Annotated in this window: 11 protein-coding genes and 1 pseudogene; 11 read left to right on the top strand and 1 reads right to left on the bottom strand. The window is 71.0% G+C overall.

Annotated elements, in window-relative coordinates; all coding sequences use genetic code 11:
• Positions 1–17: 17 nt before the first annotated feature.
• The 8 genes and pseudogenes from ACWCP0_RS19905 (at position 18) to ACWCP0_RS19870 (ending at position 12,017) form a co-directional block, all read left to right on the top strand.
• Positions 18–1,196 carry an acyl-CoA dehydrogenase family protein gene (locus tag ACWCP0_RS19905; protein WP_451080106.1) on the top strand — a complete coding sequence of 393 codons (1,179 nt, stop codon included), beginning with the start codon at positions 18–20 and terminating at the stop codon, positions 1,194–1,196.
• Positions 1,197–1,256: 60 nt separating this feature from the next.
• Positions 1,257–1,490, top strand: coding sequence for a hypothetical protein (locus ACWCP0_RS19900; RefSeq protein ID WP_451080105.1), 234 nt, complete (start codon positions 1,257–1,259; stop codon positions 1,488–1,490).
• Positions 1,491–1,613: 123 nt separating this feature from the next.
• Complete coding sequence (locus ACWCP0_RS19895) at positions 1,614–4,988, top strand: pyruvate carboxylase (RefSeq protein ID WP_451080104.1); 3,375 nt, start codon at positions 1,614–1,616, stop codon at positions 4,986–4,988.
• A 73-nt stretch (positions 4,989–5,061) separates the two neighbouring features.
• A complete protein-coding gene (locus ACWCP0_RS19890; RefSeq protein WP_451080103.1) occupies positions 5,062–5,937 on the top strand; it encodes an oxygenase MpaB family protein in 876 nt (291 codons plus the stop codon).
• Positions 5,938–6,183: 246 nt separating this feature from the next.
• A pseudogene (locus tag ACWCP0_RS19885) lies at positions 6,184–6,609 on the top strand (RNA-guided endonuclease InsQ/TnpB family protein); the annotation flags it as partial.
• Positions 6,610–6,713: 104 nt separating this feature from the next.
• Positions 6,714–8,954: a tetratricopeptide repeat protein gene (locus tag ACWCP0_RS19880; protein WP_451080102.1), complete on the top strand. Its 2,241-nt coding sequence runs from the start codon at positions 6,714–6,716 to the stop codon at positions 8,952–8,954.
• 102 nt (positions 8,955–9,056) lie between these two features.
• A complete protein-coding gene (locus ACWCP0_RS19875; protein ID WP_451080101.1) occupies positions 9,057–10,394 on the top strand; it encodes a DUF2252 domain-containing protein in 1,338 nt (445 codons plus the stop codon).
• 57 nt (positions 10,395–10,451) lie between these two features.
• Positions 10,452–12,017 carry a phytoene desaturase family protein gene (locus ACWCP0_RS19870; protein WP_451080100.1) on the top strand — a complete coding sequence of 522 codons (1,566 nt, stop codon included), beginning with the start codon at positions 10,452–10,454 and terminating at the stop codon, positions 12,015–12,017.
• A gap of 96 nt (positions 12,018–12,113) precedes the next feature.
• Here the strand turns inward: ACWCP0_RS19870 and ACWCP0_RS19865 are convergent, their stop codons facing one another.
• Positions 12,114–13,457: an ROK family protein gene (locus tag ACWCP0_RS19865; RefSeq protein ID WP_451080099.1), complete on the bottom strand. Its 1,344-nt coding sequence runs from the start codon at positions 13,455–13,457 to the stop codon at positions 12,114–12,116.
• A gap of 151 nt (positions 13,458–13,608) precedes the next feature.
• Here ACWCP0_RS19865 and ACWCP0_RS19860 point away from each other — a divergent pair, with 151 nt between their 5' ends.
• Genes ACWCP0_RS19860 through ACWCP0_RS19850 form a run of 3 tightly spaced genes read left to right on the top strand, consistent with a single transcriptional unit; the run spans position 13,609 to position 16,823 of the window.
• Positions 13,609–14,919, top strand: a complete 1,311-nt coding sequence (locus tag ACWCP0_RS19860) for an ABC transporter substrate-binding protein (protein WP_451080098.1) — start codon at positions 13,609–13,611, stop codon at positions 14,917–14,919.
• Between the two features lie 19 nt (positions 14,920–14,938).
• Positions 14,939–15,955: a carbohydrate ABC transporter permease gene (locus tag ACWCP0_RS19855; RefSeq protein ID WP_451080097.1), complete on the top strand. Its 1,017-nt coding sequence runs from the start codon at positions 14,939–14,941 to the stop codon at positions 15,953–15,955.
• On the top strand, positions 15,948–16,823 hold the full coding sequence (locus ACWCP0_RS19850; protein ID WP_451080096.1) for a carbohydrate ABC transporter permease: 876 nt from the start codon (positions 15,948–15,950) through the stop codon (positions 16,821–16,823). The genes ACWCP0_RS19855 and ACWCP0_RS19850 overlap by 8 nt, the downstream gene beginning before the upstream one ends.
• Positions 16,824–16,832 lie beyond the last annotated feature (9 nt).

Here is a 16,832-nt window from a genome sequence, read left to right as displayed (position 1 = left end):
GAGAGCCTGGAGGGGCCGTGCACCTCGAATACACGCCTGAGCAGCAGCAGTTGCGCGCCGAGCTGCGTGCGTACTTCGACGGGCTCGTACCCGACAACGCCTACGCCCGCTACGCCGACCCCGCCGCCCAGAAGCGCTTCTACCGCGAGACGATCCGCCGGCTCGGCACCGACGGCTGGCTCGGCGTCGGCTGGCCGAAGGAATACGGCGGCCGCGGACTCACCCCGATGGAGCAGTTCATCTTCTTCGACGAGGCCGCCCAGGCAGGCGTACCGCTGCCCCTGATGGCGCTCAACACCGTCGGGCCGACGATCATGCAGTACGGCACCGACGAGCAGAAGGCCTACTTCCTGCCGAAAATCCTCTCCGGCGAGATCGACTTCGCGATCGGCTACAGCGAGCCCGACGCGGGCACCGACCTCGCCGCGCTCAAGACGCGGGCCGTGCGCGACGGGGACGAGTACGTCGTCAACGGCCAGAAGATCTGGACGACCAACGGGGACACCGCCGATTGGGTGTGGCTCGCCGTCCGCACCGACCCGGAAGCCCCGCCGCACAAGGGCATCACCATGCTCCTCGTGCCGACCGCCGACCCCGGCTACTCCTGCACCCTGATCAACACCCTCGCATCCCACGACACCACCGCCAGCTACTACGAGAACATCCGCGTCCCCGTCTCCCGCCGCGTCGGCGAGGAGAACAAGGGCTGGCGGCTGATCACCAACCAGCTCAACCACGAGCGCGTCACCCTCGCCGCCCACGGCACCATGGCCATCCGCGCCCTCCACAACGTCCAGCGATGGGCGTCCGGGACCAAGCTCGCCGACGGCCGCCGCGTCATCGACCTCGGCTGGGTCCGCGGCCGCCTCGCCCGCACCCACACGAGGCTCGACGCGATGAAGCTGCTCAACTGGCAGATGGTGAACGCCGTCCAGGCAGGCAGCCTCACCCCGCAGGACGCGTCCGCCGTCAAGGTGTACGGCTCCGAGGCGCGCCGCGACGCCTATGCCTGGCTGATGGAGGTGGTCGGCGCCGCCGGCCCGCTCAAGGAGGGCTCGGCCGGCGCCGTCCTCCACGGCGAGCTGGAGCGCGGCTACCGCTCCGCCGTGATCTTCACCTTCGGCGGCGGCAACAACGAGATCCAGCGCGAGATCATCTCCTGGATCGGGCTCGGAATGCCGCGGGTACGGCGATGACCGTCTGTGACCACCGACGCCAGTTGTCACATACCGTGGATAGTGGGCACCAGGATTCACATGCCCTACTACATGGACCCGCTGCTCAAGCGGTGGCTGCGGCGGTCACCGGACGAACCGGCGGCGAAGACCAACCTCGTCGGCCTCGGCATCGTCGCCGCGGTGATGGTGTTCTGGGGCGTCGTCTTCCACGTCGTCACGACCCAGATCTGGACGCTGCCCTGGCGGCGGCGTGGCGCTCGTCCGGATCCCAAGGGTGCCGGAGACAGAGCGCGCCGACATCGGGCCGTATGACGTGATCGACGCCACGCAGCATCGGCCGGCTGATCGCCTCTGGACTCTTGACGTTACCGCCGGGTACGGCGTGGGCTGGCTGACACCATGGGGTTCGTCGCCGCCAGGTCGAAGGGATCCAGAATGTTCCGCAAGGTGCTGGTCGCCAACCGCGGCGAGATTGCGATTCGCGCGTTCCGCGCCGGCTACGAACTGGGCGCGCGCACAGTCGCCGTCTTCCCGTACGAGGACCGCAACTCGCTGCACCGGCTGAAGGCCGACGAGGCCTACGAGATCGGCGAGCCGGGGCACCCCGTCCGGGCCTACCTCTCCGTCGAGGAGATCGTTCGTGCCGCGCGCCGGGCAGGCGCGGACGCCGTCTACCCAGGCTACGGATTCCTGTCCGAGAACCCGGAACTGGCCCGCGCCTGCGAGGAGGCGGGCATCACCTTCGTGGGGCCGAACGCCGAAACCCTCGAGCTGACCGGGAACAAGGCCCGCGCGGTGGCCGCCGCCCGCACGGCCGGAGTGCCGGTGCTCGGCTCCTCCGACCCCTCCACCGACGTCGACGAACTCGTCCGTGCCGCCGAGGACATCGGCTTTCCCGTGTTCGTCAAAGCGGTCGCCGGTGGAGGAGGACGCGGTATGCGCCGCGTCGAGGACCCGGCCGCCCTGCGCGAGTCCATCGAGGCGGCCTCCCGCGAAGCGGCGTCCGCTTTCGGCGATCCCACCGTGTTCCTGGAGAAGGCCGTCGTCGATCCGCGCCACATCGAGGTACAGATCCTCGCCGACGGGGATGGCAACGTCATCCACCTGTTCGAGCGGGACTGCTCGCTCCAGCGCCGCCACCAGAAGGTGATCGAGCTGGCACCCGCCCCGAACCTCGATCCGGCGCTGCGGGACCGGATCTGTGCCGATGCGGTGCGGTTCGCCCGCGAGATCGGCTACCGCAACGCGGGCACCGTGGAGTTCCTGCTCGACCGCGAGGGCAACCATGTCTTCATCGAGATGAACCCGCGCATCCAGGTCGAGCACACGGTGACGGAGGAGGTCACCGACGTCGACCTGGTCCAGTCCCAGCTGCGCATCGCGGCCGGCGAGACACTGGCCGATCTCGGGCTGTCGCAGGAGACCGTCACTCTGCGCGGCGCCGCGCTGCAGTGCCGCATCACCACCGAGGACCCGGCCAACGGCTTCCGCCCGGACACCGGCAGGATCAGCGCCTACCGCTCGCCGGGAGGCTCCGGCATCCGCCTGGACGGCGGCACCACCCACGCGGGTACGGAGATCAGTGCCCACTTCGACTCGATGCTGGTCAAGCTCACGTGCCGGGGCCGGGACTTCAAGGCAGCCATCGGCCGCGCCCGGCGGGCCGTGGCCGAGTTCCGCATCCGCGGCGTGGCCACGAACATCCCGTTCCTGCAGGCCGTCCTGGACGACCCGGACTTCCGGTCCGGGCGCGTCACGACATCGTTCATCGAACAGCGGCCCCACCTGCTCACCGCACGCCACTCCGCCGACCGCGGCACCAAGCTCCTCACCTACCTCGCCGACGTCACGGTCAACAAGCCCCATGGCGAGCGGCCCGAGCTGATCGACCCGGTCACCAAGCTGCCACCGCTTCCGGCCGGCGAGCCGCCCGCGGGCTCCCGGCAGCGACTCGTCGAACTCGGCCCGCAAGGCTTCGCCCGATGGCTGCGCGAATCGCCGACCATCGCGGTCACCGACACCACCTTCCGCGACGCCCACCAGTCGCTGCTCGCCACCCGGGTCCGCACCAAGGACCTGCTGGCCATCGCCCCGACGGTGGCGCGGACTCTGCCCCAGCTGCTGTCGCTGGAGTGCTGGGGCGGCGCCACCTACGACGTCGCCCTGCGCTTCCTCGCCGAGGACCCCTGGGAGCGCCTGGCGGCACTCCGCGAGGCCGTTCCCAATATCTGCCTCCAGATGCTGCTGCGCGGCCGTAACACCGTGGGCTACACGCCGTACCCGACCCAGGTTTCCGACGCCTTCGTCCACGAGGCCGCCGCCACCGGCATCGACGTCTTCCGGATCTTCGACGCGCTCAACGACGTGGGCCAGATGCGGCCCGCCATCGACGCCGTACGGGAGACCGGTTCGGCCGTCGCGGAGGTCGCCCTGTGCTACACCTCCGACCTGTCCGACCCCTCGGAGCGGCTGTACACGCTGGACTACTACCTCCGCCTGGCCGAGCAGATCGTGGACGCCGGTGCCCATGTCCTGGCCGTCAAGGACATGGCCGGTCTGCTGCGCGCCCCGGCCGCGGCCACGCTCGTGTCGGCACTGCGTCGCGAGTTCGACCTGCCGGTGCACCTGCACACCCACGACACCGCGGGCGGCCAGCTCGCCACTTACCTCGCCGCGATCCAGGCCGGCGCGGACGCCGTGGACGGCGCGGTCGCGTCCATGGCGGGTACGACCTCGCAGCCGTCGCTGTCGGCGATCGTGGCCGCGACCGACCACTCCCGGCGCCCCACGGGCCTGGACCTCCAGGCCGTCGGCGAGCTGGAGCCCTACTGGGAGAGCGTCCGCAGGATCTACGCACCGTTCGAGGCCGGCCTGGCCTCACCGACCGGACGCGTCTACCACCACGAGATCCCCGGCGGACAGCTGTCCAACCTGCGCACTCAGGCAGTCGCCCTCGGCCTGGGGGACCGCTTCGAGGAGATCGAGGCGATGTACGCCGCCGCCGACCGGATCCTCGGCCGGCTGGTGAAAGTCACTCCGTCGTCCAAGGTGGTCGGCGACCTGGCCCTGCACCTGGTCGGTGCCGGGGTGGCGCCGGAGGAGTTCGAGGCCACTCCCGACAGGTTCGACATCCCCGACTCCGTCATCGGCTTCCTGCGCGGCGAGCTCGGCACCCCGCCCGGCGGCTGGCCGGAGCCGTTCCGCAGCAAGGCGCTGGAGGGCCGCGCCGAGGCCAAGCCGGTGCAGGAGCTGACGGCCGAGGACCGCGCAGGGCTCGAGAAGAACCGGCGGGCCACGCTCAACCGGCTGCTGTTCCCCGGCCCGACGCGCGACTTCGACACCCACCGCCAGGCGTACGGCGACACCAGCGTGCTGGACAGCAAGGACTTCTTCTACGGGCTGCGGCAGGCGAAGGAGTACGGCGTCGACCTCGAGCCCGGCGTGCGTCTCCTCATCGAGTTGCAGGCCGTCGGTGAGGCCGACGAACGAGGCATGCGCACCGTGATGTCCACCCTGAACGGCCAGCTGCGGCCCATCCAGGTGCGCGACAAAGCGGCGGCCTCCGAGGTACCGGTGACCGAGAAGGCCGACCGCTCCAACCCCGGCCACGTTGCGGCGCCGTTCGCCGGCGTCGTGACGCTGGCGGTCGCCGAGGGTGGCGAGGTGGAGGCCGGTGCCACGGTGGCGACCATCGAGGCGATGAAGATGGAGGCCACGATCACCGCCCCGCAGGCCGGGCGGGTCACCCGCTTGGCCATCAACCGGATTCAGCAGGTGGAAGGCGGCGACCTCCTCGTCGAGATCGCATGAGTCGTCCCTCGCCGCGGCCGGACCTACATGCCGCGGGCGCGGCGTCGACCGCGTACGGCGCTACCGTCGAAGCATGAGCGGCGACGCGGACCCGGGCCTCTTCGGCCCCGACTCGGTCACCTGGCAGATGCACGGCGACCCCATGATGTGGGTCGCCGGCGTCCGCGCGCTCTACCTCCAGGCCCTCCACCCGCGCGCCGTCCACGGAGTCATGATCAACAGTGACTTCCGCAGGGACGCCTGGGGTCGCCTCATGCGCACCGCCAATTTCGTCGGCACCATCACCTACGGCACCACCGACGCCGCCGAACGGGCCGGAGCCCGCGTCCGGAAGATCCACCGGCTCCTGGGCGTGGACGAACCCGACCTGCTGCTGTGGGTCCACTGCGCCGAGATCGACTCGTATCTGGGCGTGGCACGCCGCTCCGGCTTCCCGCTCAGCGACGCCCAGGCCGACCGCTATCTCGACGAGCACCGCGTCAGCGCCCGCCTCGTCGGCCTGGACCCGGCCGGCGTGCCCGCATCCACCGGCGAACTCGCCGCCTACTTCAAGACCGTACGGCCCGAACTCGCCGCCGGGGCCGACGCCCGCACCGTCGACGACTTTCTGCGCCGCCCGCCCGTCCACACCCTCCTCGTCCCGGCGCGTGAACTCCTCTGGCGGCGCGTTGCGGCACTCGCGTACCACGCCCTGCCCCCTTACGCCCATGAGCTCTACGGCAGACCCGCGCCGCCGCCCGACCGGGTCACCCACCAGCTCCTCGCCACCGGGAACGCACTGCGCGCCATCCCCTCCCGGGTGCGCTGGCAGCTGCCGCCAGGTCACATCTTGAAGGCAATGGCGCGACTCGGGCCCGGCAGCAGACCCGCACCGTACAAACTCCGCAGACAGGCGGCTATCCCTCCTCTTCAGGGGGAATCCATGCCCGGGGAGGGATTCCCATCCTGATTCCGCGACTTCGAGCGCCGCAGGGTCAGGATGGGACGGTGCAGACCTTCACGACCTGGAGCGGTGATCCACCGCAGTCGGCGGCGAAGTGGGCAATGCTATGTTCCGGGGTTGTCCTGAACCGAGGGGGTGGGCTGGATGATTCGTGCGTACAAGTTCCTGATGCGGCCCACCGTGCGCCAGACAGTTGCGCTCGGCGAGAAGCTGCGCGATCACTGCTCGCTCTGCAACGGCGCATTGCGGGAACGTCGTCAACGGCTTGACCACGTGCACAAGACCGCTCTTGACCTGGTACGCGAACACGACTTCATCGCGCACGAGGACCTCGACATCCGCACCATGAGCAAGGCTCCTGAGCCTCAACCGAACGCCGACAAGCCGGGCAGCTTCCTACCGAACGGGGCGGGTGCAAAGGCTGGGCTGAACAAGTCGATCAACGATGCCGGATGGGGGGTGTTCCTTGCGATACTGAACGCCGAGGCAGAGTGCGCCGGACGGGAGGTGATTGCGGTGGATCCCCGCAACACTTCCCGGCGCTGCCCCGCATGCGGGCACACCGCCAAGGAGAACCGGCCCACACAGGAGAAGTTCCTCTGTGTCAACTGCGGCCACGCCGCGCACGCTGACACGGTGGGTGCTCTCAACGTTCCACGGGCCGGGCTGGTCCGTCGCGGAGCCATTCGGCACAGCGAGAAGCCGCCCCGTTTGCGGGGTGGAGGAGTCACACTGGACGGGCCGGGGAGGCCGCGGCGAAGCGACGGGGGCGACAGCACGCGATGGCGGACACCAGGCTGATCCACGGCCGGTACCGGCTGCTCGATGTGATCGGGCGCGGGGGCATGGGCGAGGTGTGGCAGGCTCGCGACGAGTCGCTCGGCCGACGTGTCGCGGTCAAGTGCCTCAAGCCCTTGGGGCAGCAGCACGACCGGTCCTTCACCGGTGTGCTGCGGGAGCGCTTCCGCAGGGAGGCGCGGGTCGCCGCCGCGCTGCAGCACCGCGGGGTCACCGTCGTGCATGACTTCGGCGAGTACGAGGGCGTCCTGTATCTGGTGATGGAGCTGCTGGAGGGCCGCAACCTCAGCCAGCTGCTGGAGGACAACCGGCAGCATCCGCTGTCGGTGCCCGACATCGTCGACATCGCGGAGCAGGTCACCGACGCCCTCGCGTACACCCATGAACGGGGCATCGTCCACCGGGACTTGAAGCCGGCCAACATCATGCGGCTCACCGACGGCACGGTGAAGATCTGCGACTTCGGCATCGCCCGCCTCGGCCACGACATCGGCTTCACCTCGCGGCTCACCGGCACGGGCATCGCCATGGGCACCCCGCACTACATGTCGCCCGAGCAGATCGGCGGCGGTCATGTCGACCACCGCAGCGACCTCTACTCGCTGGGCTGTGTGCTGTACGAAATCGCCACCGGCGTCCCTCCGTTCGACCTCGAGGACGCCTGGGCCGTGCTCGTCGGGCACCGCGACACGCCGCCCGTGCCGCCGCGCAAGCACCGCGGCGAACTGCCCCCGTTCCTCGACCGGATCGTCCTCGACCTGCTCGCCAAGATGCCCGAGGGCCGCCCGTCCGACGCCAAGGAGCTGCGCCGGCGCATCACCGCGGCCCGGTCCGTGCCCGGCCGGGCGCAGCCCGTGGCGCCTGGCCCCGAGCAGCAGCAGTCGGCGTCCGCGCCAGAGCGGCGGCTGCCGTCGTGGACCCACGGCATGACCACCGGCCACAAGGCGACCGGCGGCTCCGCGCTCCGCCCCACCCCGCCCGACTACACCGCGGGCCTCACCGGCGAGTGGACCACCGGCGTGGCTCTGCGCGGACCCGTGCCCGTGCAGCTGCCGCGGCCGGAGCGTCCCACTCCGCCGCCCGAGCTGCTCGCCGTCCTCGCGAGCCGCCACAATGCGGGCCTGAGCCTCGGCCGGCTCGGCCGCTGGGAGGAGGCGGGCGAGGTGCACCGGTCGGTCGCCGCCGAGCGCGAGCACGCGCTCGGGCCCGACCACCCGGACACGCTCGCCAGCCGCTACGAGGTCGGCTTCACCCTCAGCAGGACGGGGCGCACGGCGGACGCGCTGCGCGAGTTCACCCGCGTCGCCGACGGCCGCGAGGGGACGCTGGGCCCGGACCATCCGGAGACGCTGGCCGCCCGCCAGGAGACGGCGTACGTGCTCGGCCAGCTCGGCCGCCACTTCGAGGCGCACCAGGTGTACGCGGCCGTGCTGGCGTCCCGCGAGCGCACGGTGGGGCCGGACCATCCCGACACACTGCGCTGCCGGCACAACCTCGCGTTCAACCTGAGCCGGCTCGGCCGCCTCGAGGACTCGTACCGGATGGCGTACGAGGTTGCTGCGGCACGTGAGCGCGTCCTCGGTGCCGGGCACCCGGACACGCTCGTCACCCGCTACGAGGTCGCCTACGCGCTGGGTCAGCTGGGCCGCTGGGCGGAGGCTCTGCAGACGTACCGGGAGGTCGCGGCCGCCCGGGCGGAGGTTCTCGGGCCGGACCACCCCGACACGCTCTCGGCGCGCTACGAGGTCGGCATCAGCCTGGGCCGTCTCGGCCGCAGCGCCGAGGCCCTGGAGCTGTACCGGGCCCTGGTCGACGACCGCACCCGGGTCCACGGCCCCGCGGATCCCGAGACCTTGCGCGCCCGGCACGGCCTCGGCGTCAACCTCGGGCGGCTCGCCCGCTGGGAGGAGGCACTGGCCGAGGCCCGGGAGGTCTGCGCGATGCGGGAGCGTGTCCTCGGTCCCGACCACCCCGACACTCTCGTCAGCCGTCGTGAGGTGGCCGTCGGGCTGGGCTGGCTGGGCCGCTGGGCGGACGCCCTCGCCGTCTACCGAACGGTCGCCGAGGCCCGTGAACGGGTTCTCGGCGCCGACCACCCCGACGCGCTGGCCAGCCGCAACGACGAGGCACACTGCCTGGAACAGCTCGGGCGGGGCGCCGAGGCGGTCGAGCTGTACCGCCGCGTGGCAGCGCTCCGCCAGCAGCGCGGGAGCCGAGGCCACTGACCGCACCGGGATCGAGTGGCCCTCTGCCACGCGTGTGCCGTCGTCACTCGAACGGCTCCGCTCCGCCGCGCCCGGTGCCCTCCCGCCCGCAGACTGGGCAGCATGACGGACCCGGCCGAACAGGCGCGGCGCGGTCGTGCCGCACGCAAGCAGGTGCCCCGGTCCGCGCACGGGCGCTGGATCCCTGCCGCGGATCGTCCCGATCCGCTGCAGATCCTCGAGGAGCAGGGCAGGACCCGTGTCCCGGAGCTCGTGCCGATTCGCTACGGCCGGATGGCGATGTCCCCGTTCCCGTATCTGCGCGGCGCACCCGCCGTGATGGCTGCCGATCTCGCCGCACTGCCGCACACCGGTCTCACGGTTCAGCTCTGCGGCGACGCCCACCTTCTCAACTTCGGGGCCCACGCCGCGCCGGACCGTGAACTCGTCTTCGACCTCAACGACTTCGACGAGACCCTGCCGGGTCCGTTCGAATGGGATGTGAAGCGGCTGGTCGCCAGTGTCGCCGTCGCCTCCCTCGACAACGGCCATTCCGAGGGGAAGGCCTGGCGGGCCGCCCTGTCCGCGGCGGCGTCGTACAGGACGACGATGCGGCGCCTCGCGGGTCTCGGCGAGCTCGATGTCTGGTACGAACGGATCGGTGTCGAGGACATCCTCCCGCTCGTCCGGAGACTCCGGCGTGCGCACTTCGAGGCCCAGATCGCCAAGGCCCGCCGCCGTACCAGTCTGCACGCCCTGGAGAAGCTGACCGAGACGGTCGACGGGCGCCGGCGCATGGTCTACGACCCGCCGCTGCTGGAAGCGCTCGACCTGCCCGACGCCGCGGCTGTGCGGAAGATCCTCAGCGACTACCGCTCCACCCTGCCGGAGGAGCGGCGGGTGCTGCTGGACCGCTTCCGGTTCGTCGAAGCGGCCCGCAAGGTCGTCGGTGTCGGCAGCGTCGGCACGCGCTGCTTCATCGCGCTGCTGATCGGCCGGGACGACCGGGACCCGCTGTTCCTGCAGATCAAGGAGGCCCAGCGGTCCGTTCTCGAACCCCATCTGCCGGCGTCGGCGTACAAGCACCAGGGCCAGCGGGTCGTCGCGGGACAGAAGCTGCTGCAGGCGGCGAGCGACATCTTCCTGGGCTGGGTGAGCGGCCCGGGCGGCCGTCACTTCTACTGGCGGCAGCTGCGCGACATGAAGGGCTCGGCGGAAGTCGCCGACATGTCCCCGATCGTGCTGAGCGACTACGCCGGACTGTGCGGCTGGGCCCTGGCGCGGGCCCACGCCCGGACAGGGGAGCGGATCGCCATCGCCACGTACCTCGGCGGGTCCGGCGCGTTCGACCGGGCCATGGCCGACTTCGCGGCGGCCTACGCGGACCGGACCGTCGCCGACCACGCGGCACTGAGGGCGGCGATCGCCTCCGGCGATGTCACGGCCGTGCTGGACGTCTGACGAGCGGTCTTCGCCGTCGCCCCTGGCCCGCGCGGTGATCGCGTGCTACGAAGAGGCATGCCAGCAGCCGAAGCGTTCTCCCGACCCGTGTACGACGCCGTCATCGTGGGCGGTGGCCACAACGGACTCGTCGCCGCCGCCTATCTCGCCAGGGCGGGGCGTTCCGTCCTCGTCCTTGAGCGTCTCGGGAACACCGGGGGAGCGGCCGTCTCCACCCGCCCGTTCGCCGGGGTCGACGCCCGACTCTCCCGGTACTCGTACCTCGTCTCCCTCCTGCCCGACACGATCGTCCGCGATCTCGGGCTGCGTTTCGCCGTACGGAAGCGGACCGTCTCCTCGTACACGCCGACCGTGCGGGGCGGGCGGCCCACCGGTCTGCTGGTGGGCGGCGGGACGGACCGTACCCGTGAGTCGTTCGAGCGGCTCACCGGGTCGGACCGGGAGTACGCGTCCTGGCTGCGGTTCTACGAGCGGACCCGGCAGGCCGCCGAGCGGGTCTTCCCGACGCTGACGGGGCCGCTGCCGACGCGTGAGGAGCTGCGGGCCGGGGTCGGTGACGAGGAGACCTGGCGGATGCTGTTCGAGGAGCCGATCGGGGTCGCCGTCGAGGAGAACTTCGACGACGACCTGGTCCGCGGAGTGGTCCTGACCGACGCGCTGATCGGGACCTTCGCCGATGCCCATGACCCCTCACTGGTGCAGAACCGCTGTTTCCTCTACCACGTCGTCGGCGGCGGCACCGGCGACTGGGACGTGCCCGTCGGCGGCATGGGTGCGCTGACCGACGCGCTCGCCGACGCGGCGCGCGCCGCGGGCGCGGAGATCGTGACCGGTCACGAGGCCATCCGGATCGACACGGACGGCGATGCCGCGGAGGTCGTGTTCCGGACGGAGGACGGGGAGGGCACGGTCGCCGCGCGGAAGGTTCTCGTGAACGCCTCACCGCAGGCCCTGTCCACGCTGCTCGGCGAGGAGCCCCCGGCCCCGGCGGAAGGCGCCCAGCTCAAGGTCAACATGCTGCTGCGCCGCCTGCCCCGGCTGCGTGACCGCGCCGTCGACCCGCGTCAGGCGTTCTCCGGCACCTTTCACATCGCCGAGGGATACGGCCAGCTGGCGACCGCGTACGCCCAGGCCGCCGCCGGACGTCTCCCCGAGGCGCCGCCGTCGGAGATCTACTGCCACTCGCTGACCGATCCGTCCATCCTCGCCCCGGAGCTCGCCGCCCAGGGCTACCAGACCCTGACCCTCTTCGGCCTGCACACCCCGGCCCGTCTCTTCACCGACGCCCCCGACGCGACCCGCGACGCCCTCCTCAAGGCCACCCTCGCCGAACTCGACGCCCACCTGGACGAGCCGATCGCGGACTGCCTGGCCCTCGACGAGGCCGGACAGCCCTGCATCGAGGCGAAGACCCCGCTGGACCTGGAGCGCGACCTCCGGCTTCCCGGCGGGCACATCTTCCACCGCGACCTGGCCTTCCCCTACGCGGACGACTCGACGGGCCGCTGGGGCGTCGAGACCGCCCACCCGAACGTGCTGCTCTGCGGCGCGGGCGCCGTGCGCGGCGGCGGCGTGAGCGGCATCCCGGGCCACAACGCGGCGATGGCGGTGCTGGGTCGCTGAAAGGAACCCGCATGCGTGCGCCCGCGGTGGACCGGGCGGGCCGCCGACACCTGCAGGCGACTGTCGGAAGGCCGGCCCGACGGCATCGCTCGCAGATCAGTCCGCGGCGGCCACGCCGTGGGACCTGCGTGCCGCCGCCAGCCGTCTGCCGGTGCGCGCGGCGGGCGCCGCGCTCTCCTGCGCGAGCGGTTCCTCCGGCGTGGCCGGCCGGGTTCCGCCGGTCGCGAAGAAGGCGGCCAGCGGTAGCGTCGCCGCGCCGACCGTGACCGCGTCCGGACCGAGCCGGCCCAGCTCGATCGTGGCGTGTCCGGCCGGGTGGCGCAGCGCGTAGGAGGTGGCGTACTCCCGTACGGCGGGCAGCAGATGGGGTCCGAGCTGGAGTCCCGCCCAGCCGCCGATCAGGATGCGTTCGGGGGCGCAGAGGTTGATGAGGTCCGAGAGGCCGGCACCGAGGTACTCGGCCGTCTCGTCGAGCAGTCCATGCGCGACCGGGTCGGGGTCCGCACCGCCCGGCGGGTACGCGGCGGCGATCAGCGCGGCGATCCCGGACTCCTCGCCGGTGTCGTCGGTGACGGGACCGCCCGCCTCGCGCCAGCGCTCCAGCACCGCCTCGGCGCCGACGTATGCCTCGAGGCAGCCCCGTGCGCCGCACCGGCAGCCGCGGCCGCGCAGCGCGATGGTGCTGTGCCCCCACTCGGCGGCGCTGCTGTGCGCGCCTCCGTACAGCCTGCCGTCGCTGACGATGCAGGCGCCGACGCCGGATCCGAGCAGCACGACCACGGCGTCCCGCGCGCCCCGTCCGCCGCCGAACCACATCTCGGCCTGCCCGAGGGTGCGGGCACCGTTGTCGATGAAGTACCGGGCCCCGCCGAGCGGTTCGGCGCGCGAGCGGAGCAACTCCTCCAGCGGTACGGCCTTCCAGCCGATGGTCTGGCCGTGCACGACAGCGCCCGCGGGGGAGGCGCGGTCCACGATGCCGGGGACGCCGACGCCGACGCCGAGCAGCCGGTCCGGGGGTACGTCGGCGCCCGAGAGGACGGCGGCCATTCCGTCGCGGATGTGGTTCACGACGCGCTCGACGTCGTAGTGGCGTGGCGACAACGGCAGGTCGGCGCGGGCGAGTTCGGTCAGTGCCAGGTCGAACAGTTCGACCCTGACCCGGGTCTCCCCGACGTCCACGCCGATCAGCCGGCCGCCGTCCGGGGCGACGCGCAGCAGGGTGCGGGGGCGGCCGCCGTCGGATTCGACGATCCCGGCCTCCTCGAGCAGCCCCTCGCCGATGAGTTCGCCGACGACATTGCTGACGGACCCTGAACTCAGTCCGGTCGACCGTCCGAGCTCCTGGCGGCTCAACGGCCCGTCGAAATACAACCGTTGCAATACGGCGCTGCGGCTGGCGCGCCGCAGGTCGCGCACGGTCCGCTTGGTGGGCTCAGCCATGTGTCTCCCTTCCGGTGCGGAACCTACCCCTGCGGCACATCTTGACGCACCCTTCTCTCAGGTCTTAACTCACGTCCTGAAATAAGCCGTGAGGTTGTTCAGGGACTGAACACAACCATCATCCGGACCCCTTGGAAGGGGCGATCCTGCCATGCGCAGATTCCGAGCCGCAGCAGCCCTCGCCACGGTCACCGCACTCGCCGCCGTCACGGGCTGCGGGGGCGGGACCGATCCCGACGCCGGTGGCAACAGCTCACCGAAGACCCTCACCTACTGGGCCTCCAACCAGGGCCCGGACATCGAGGCGGACAAGAAGATCCTCGGACCCGAACTGAAGAAGTTCGAGGAGAGGACCGGCATCAAGGTCACGCTCGAAGTCGTCCCCTGGTCCGACCTCCTGAACCGCATCCTCGCCGCCACCACGTCCGGTCAGGGCCCCGACGTGCTGAACATCGGCAACACCTGGTCCGCCTCGCTCCAGGCCACCGGCGCGCTGCTGCCGTGGGACGAGGCCCACTTCGACAAGATCGGGGGCAAGGACCGCTTCGTCGCCTCCGCGCTCGGCTCGGCCGGCGCACCCGGCCAGGACCCGGCCGCCGTCCCGCTGTACTCGATGGCGTACGCGCTCTACTACAACAAGCAGATGTTCCAGGAGGCCGGCATCGAGAAGCCGCCCGCCACCTGGGACGAGCTCGTCGCCGCCGGGAAGAGGATCTCCAAGGACGGGAAGTGGGCCCTCGGCGCCGAGGGCGGCAACCTCTCCAACAACATCCACCAGGCGTTCGTGCTCTCGCAGCAGCACGGCGGCGCCTTCTTCGACGACGCGGGCAAACCGACCTTCGACACGCCCGAGAACGTCGCCGCCCTGAAGCAGTACGTCGACTTCATGGCCAAGGACAAGATCGTCGCGCCCGGCAACGCCGAGTACGCCCAGAACCAGTCCCTCCAGGACTTCGCCAAGGACAAGACGGCGATGGTGCTGTGGCAGAGCGCGGCCACCTCCTTCAAGGCCCACGGCATGAACCCGGACGAGTGGGGCGTCGCCCCGGTGCCCGTGCCCTCCGGCGTCCCGGGCACCGGGGCGCAGACCAACTCCATGGTCGCCGGCATCAACATGGCGGTCTTCAAGAACAGCAAGAACCTCGACGGCGCGGTCAAGTTCGTGGAGTTCATGACGAGCGACGAGGAGAACACGCTCCTCAACAAGACGTACGGCTCCATCCCGCCCGTCAAGGCCGCCCAGCAGGACGCCGCGTTCGCCGCACCCGACCTCGCCGTGCTGCGCGACACCCTCGCCAAGAGCGCGACGCCCCTGCCGCAGGTCCCCGCCGAGTCGCAGTTCGAGACAGCGGTCGGTACGGCCATCAAGTCCCTCTTCGCCGACGCGGCAGCCGGCCGACCCGTGACGGACGAGTCCGTCAAGGCCGCCCTGGCCAAGGCCCAGCAGCAGATGCCGCGGTGAGCGCGGGGGGACGACGAACGTGACGACCGCCGCCAAGGACCCCGTCCGCGGCCAGGCGCCGCCGGGCCGCAGCACACCGCGGCCCGGCGCGGGCACAGCCGCGCGGCGACCGCCCCGCCCGCCGGGCCGGCTGCGCCGCATCGGCCTCCCGTACCTCCTGCTGCTGCCCGCGCTCGCCCTGGAACTCCTCATCCACCTCGTGCCGATGGTCATCGGCATCGTGATGAGCTTCCGCGAACTGACCCAGTTCCACATCCGCGACTGGAGCGCCGCCCCCTGGGCCGGCCTCGACAACTACCGGCTCTCCGTCGACGTCGACGGACCCGCCGGCCAGGCACTGCTGCACTCCTTCCTCGTCACATGCCTGTTCACCGTGCTCACCGTCGGGCTGTGCTGGCTGCTCGGCACCGCTGCCGCGATCTGCATGCAGGACCGCTTCCGGGGCCGGGGCCTGCTGCGCGCGCTCTTCCTCACCCCGTACGCCCTGCCGGTCTACGCCGCCGTGATCACCTGGGCGTTCATGTTCCAGCGCGACAACGGCATGGTGAACCACGTCCTGCACGACCAACTCGGCCTCAGCGGCGACCGGCCCTTCTGGCTGATCGGCGACAACAGCTTCACGGCACTGGTGATCGTCGCCGTCTGGAAGAGCTGGCCGTTCGCGTTCCTCATCGTCACCGCCGCCCTCCAGGCCGTCCCCCGGGAGCTGTACGAGGCGGCGGCGATCGACGGTGCCGGGATGATCCAGCAGATCCGCCGGATCACCCTGCCCTCGCTGCGCTCCGTCAACCAGGTCCTCGTCCTCGTGCTGTTCCTGTGGACGTTCAACGACTTCAACACGCCGTACGTGCTCTTCGGCCGCGCGGCACCCGAAGCGGCGGACCTGATCTCGATCCACATCTACCAGTCGTCCTTCGTCACCTGGAACTTCGGCACCGGTTCGGCCATGTCCGTCCTGCTGCTGCTGTTCCTGCTGCTCGTCACCGGGATCTATCTCCTCGCCACCTCGCGCGGAAGGAGGACCGCAGATGGCTGACCCCCGGGCCGCGGCCCGTCGTTCACCGACCGCACCGCCCCGCTCCTTCCAGTGGATCAGGGCGGTCTTCCTCGGCCTGCTCACGGTCTTCGTGCTGTTGCCCGTGTACGTCATGGTGAGCAGCTCGCTCAAGCCGCTCCAGGACGTCTCGGGCGAGTTCCGCTGGCTGCCGAGCACGCTGACGATCCGTCCCTACATCGACATCTGGCAGACGGTCCCGCTCGCACGTTACTTCGTGAACTCGCTCATCGTGGCGGGCGCCGCGACCGTCTGCTCGGTCGTCGTCGCCGTCTTCGCGGCGTACGCGGTCAGCCGTTACCGCTTCCGCGGCAAGCGCGCGTTCACCGTGACCGTCCTGTCGACCCAGATGTTCCCCGGCATCCTCTTCCTGCTGCCGCTGTTCCTGATCTTCGTCAACATCGGCAACACGACGGGAGTGGCGCTGTACGGATCGCGCGGCGGCCTGATCCTCACCTACCTCACGTTCTCGCTGCCGTTCTCCATCTGGATGCTGATCGGCTACTTCGACTCCGTGCCGCGCGAACTCGACGAAGCGGCGCTGGTCGACGGGTGCGGACCGCTGCGCGCGCTGTTCCGGGTCGTCGTGCCCGCAGCCACCCCGGGGATCGTCGCCGTCGCCATCTACGCGTTCATGACGGCCTGGGGCGAAGTGCTCTTCGCGTCCGTGATGACGAACGACACCACCCGCACCCTCGCCGTCGGGCTGCAGGGCTACTCGACGCTCTTCGACGTCTACTGGAACCAGGTCATGGCCGCGTCCCTCGTCGTCAGCGTGCCCGTCGTCGCCGGATTCCTGCTGCTCCAGCGCTATCTCGTGGCCGGTTTCACCGCCGGAGCCGTCAAGTGACCCCAACCC

It is taken from the genome of Streptomyces sp. NPDC001970 (assembly GCF_053594115.1).
The sequence above is the reverse complement of the archived record's forward strand: the minus strand, read 5'-3'. Positions and strand labels throughout refer to the sequence as shown.

Bases quoted from the DNA above. Each gene is read 5' to 3' on its own strand.
- ACWCP0_RS19900 (WP_451080105.1), top strand. From the start codon at position 1,257: ATGCCCTACTACATGGACCCGCTGCTCAAGCGGTGGCTGCGGCGGTCA.
- ACWCP0_RS19895 (WP_451080104.1), top strand. From the start codon at position 1,614: ATGTTCCGCAAGGTGCTGGTCGCCAACCGCGGCGAGATTGCGATTCGC.
- ACWCP0_RS19890 (WP_451080103.1), top strand. From the start codon at position 5,062: ATGAGCGGCGACGCGGACCCGGGCCTCTTCGGCCCCGACTCGGTCACC.
- ACWCP0_RS19880 (WP_451080102.1), top strand. From the start codon at position 6,714: ATGGCGGACACCAGGCTGATCCACGGCCGGTACCGGCTGCTCGATGTG.
- ACWCP0_RS19875 (WP_451080101.1), top strand. From the start codon at position 9,057: ATGACGGACCCGGCCGAACAGGCGCGGCGCGGTCGTGCCGCACGCAAG.
- ACWCP0_RS19870 (WP_451080100.1), top strand. From the start codon at position 10,452: ATGCCAGCAGCCGAAGCGTTCTCCCGACCCGTGTACGACGCCGTCATC.
- ACWCP0_RS19865 (WP_451080099.1), bottom strand. From the start codon at position 13,457: ATGGCTGAGCCCACCAAGCGGACCGTGCGCGACCTGCGGCGCGCCAGC.
- ACWCP0_RS19860 (WP_451080098.1), top strand. From the start codon at position 13,609: ATGCGCAGATTCCGAGCCGCAGCAGCCCTCGCCACGGTCACCGCACTC.
- ACWCP0_RS19850 (WP_451080096.1), top strand. From the start codon at position 15,948: ATGGCTGACCCCCGGGCCGCGGCCCGTCGTTCACCGACCGCACCGCCC.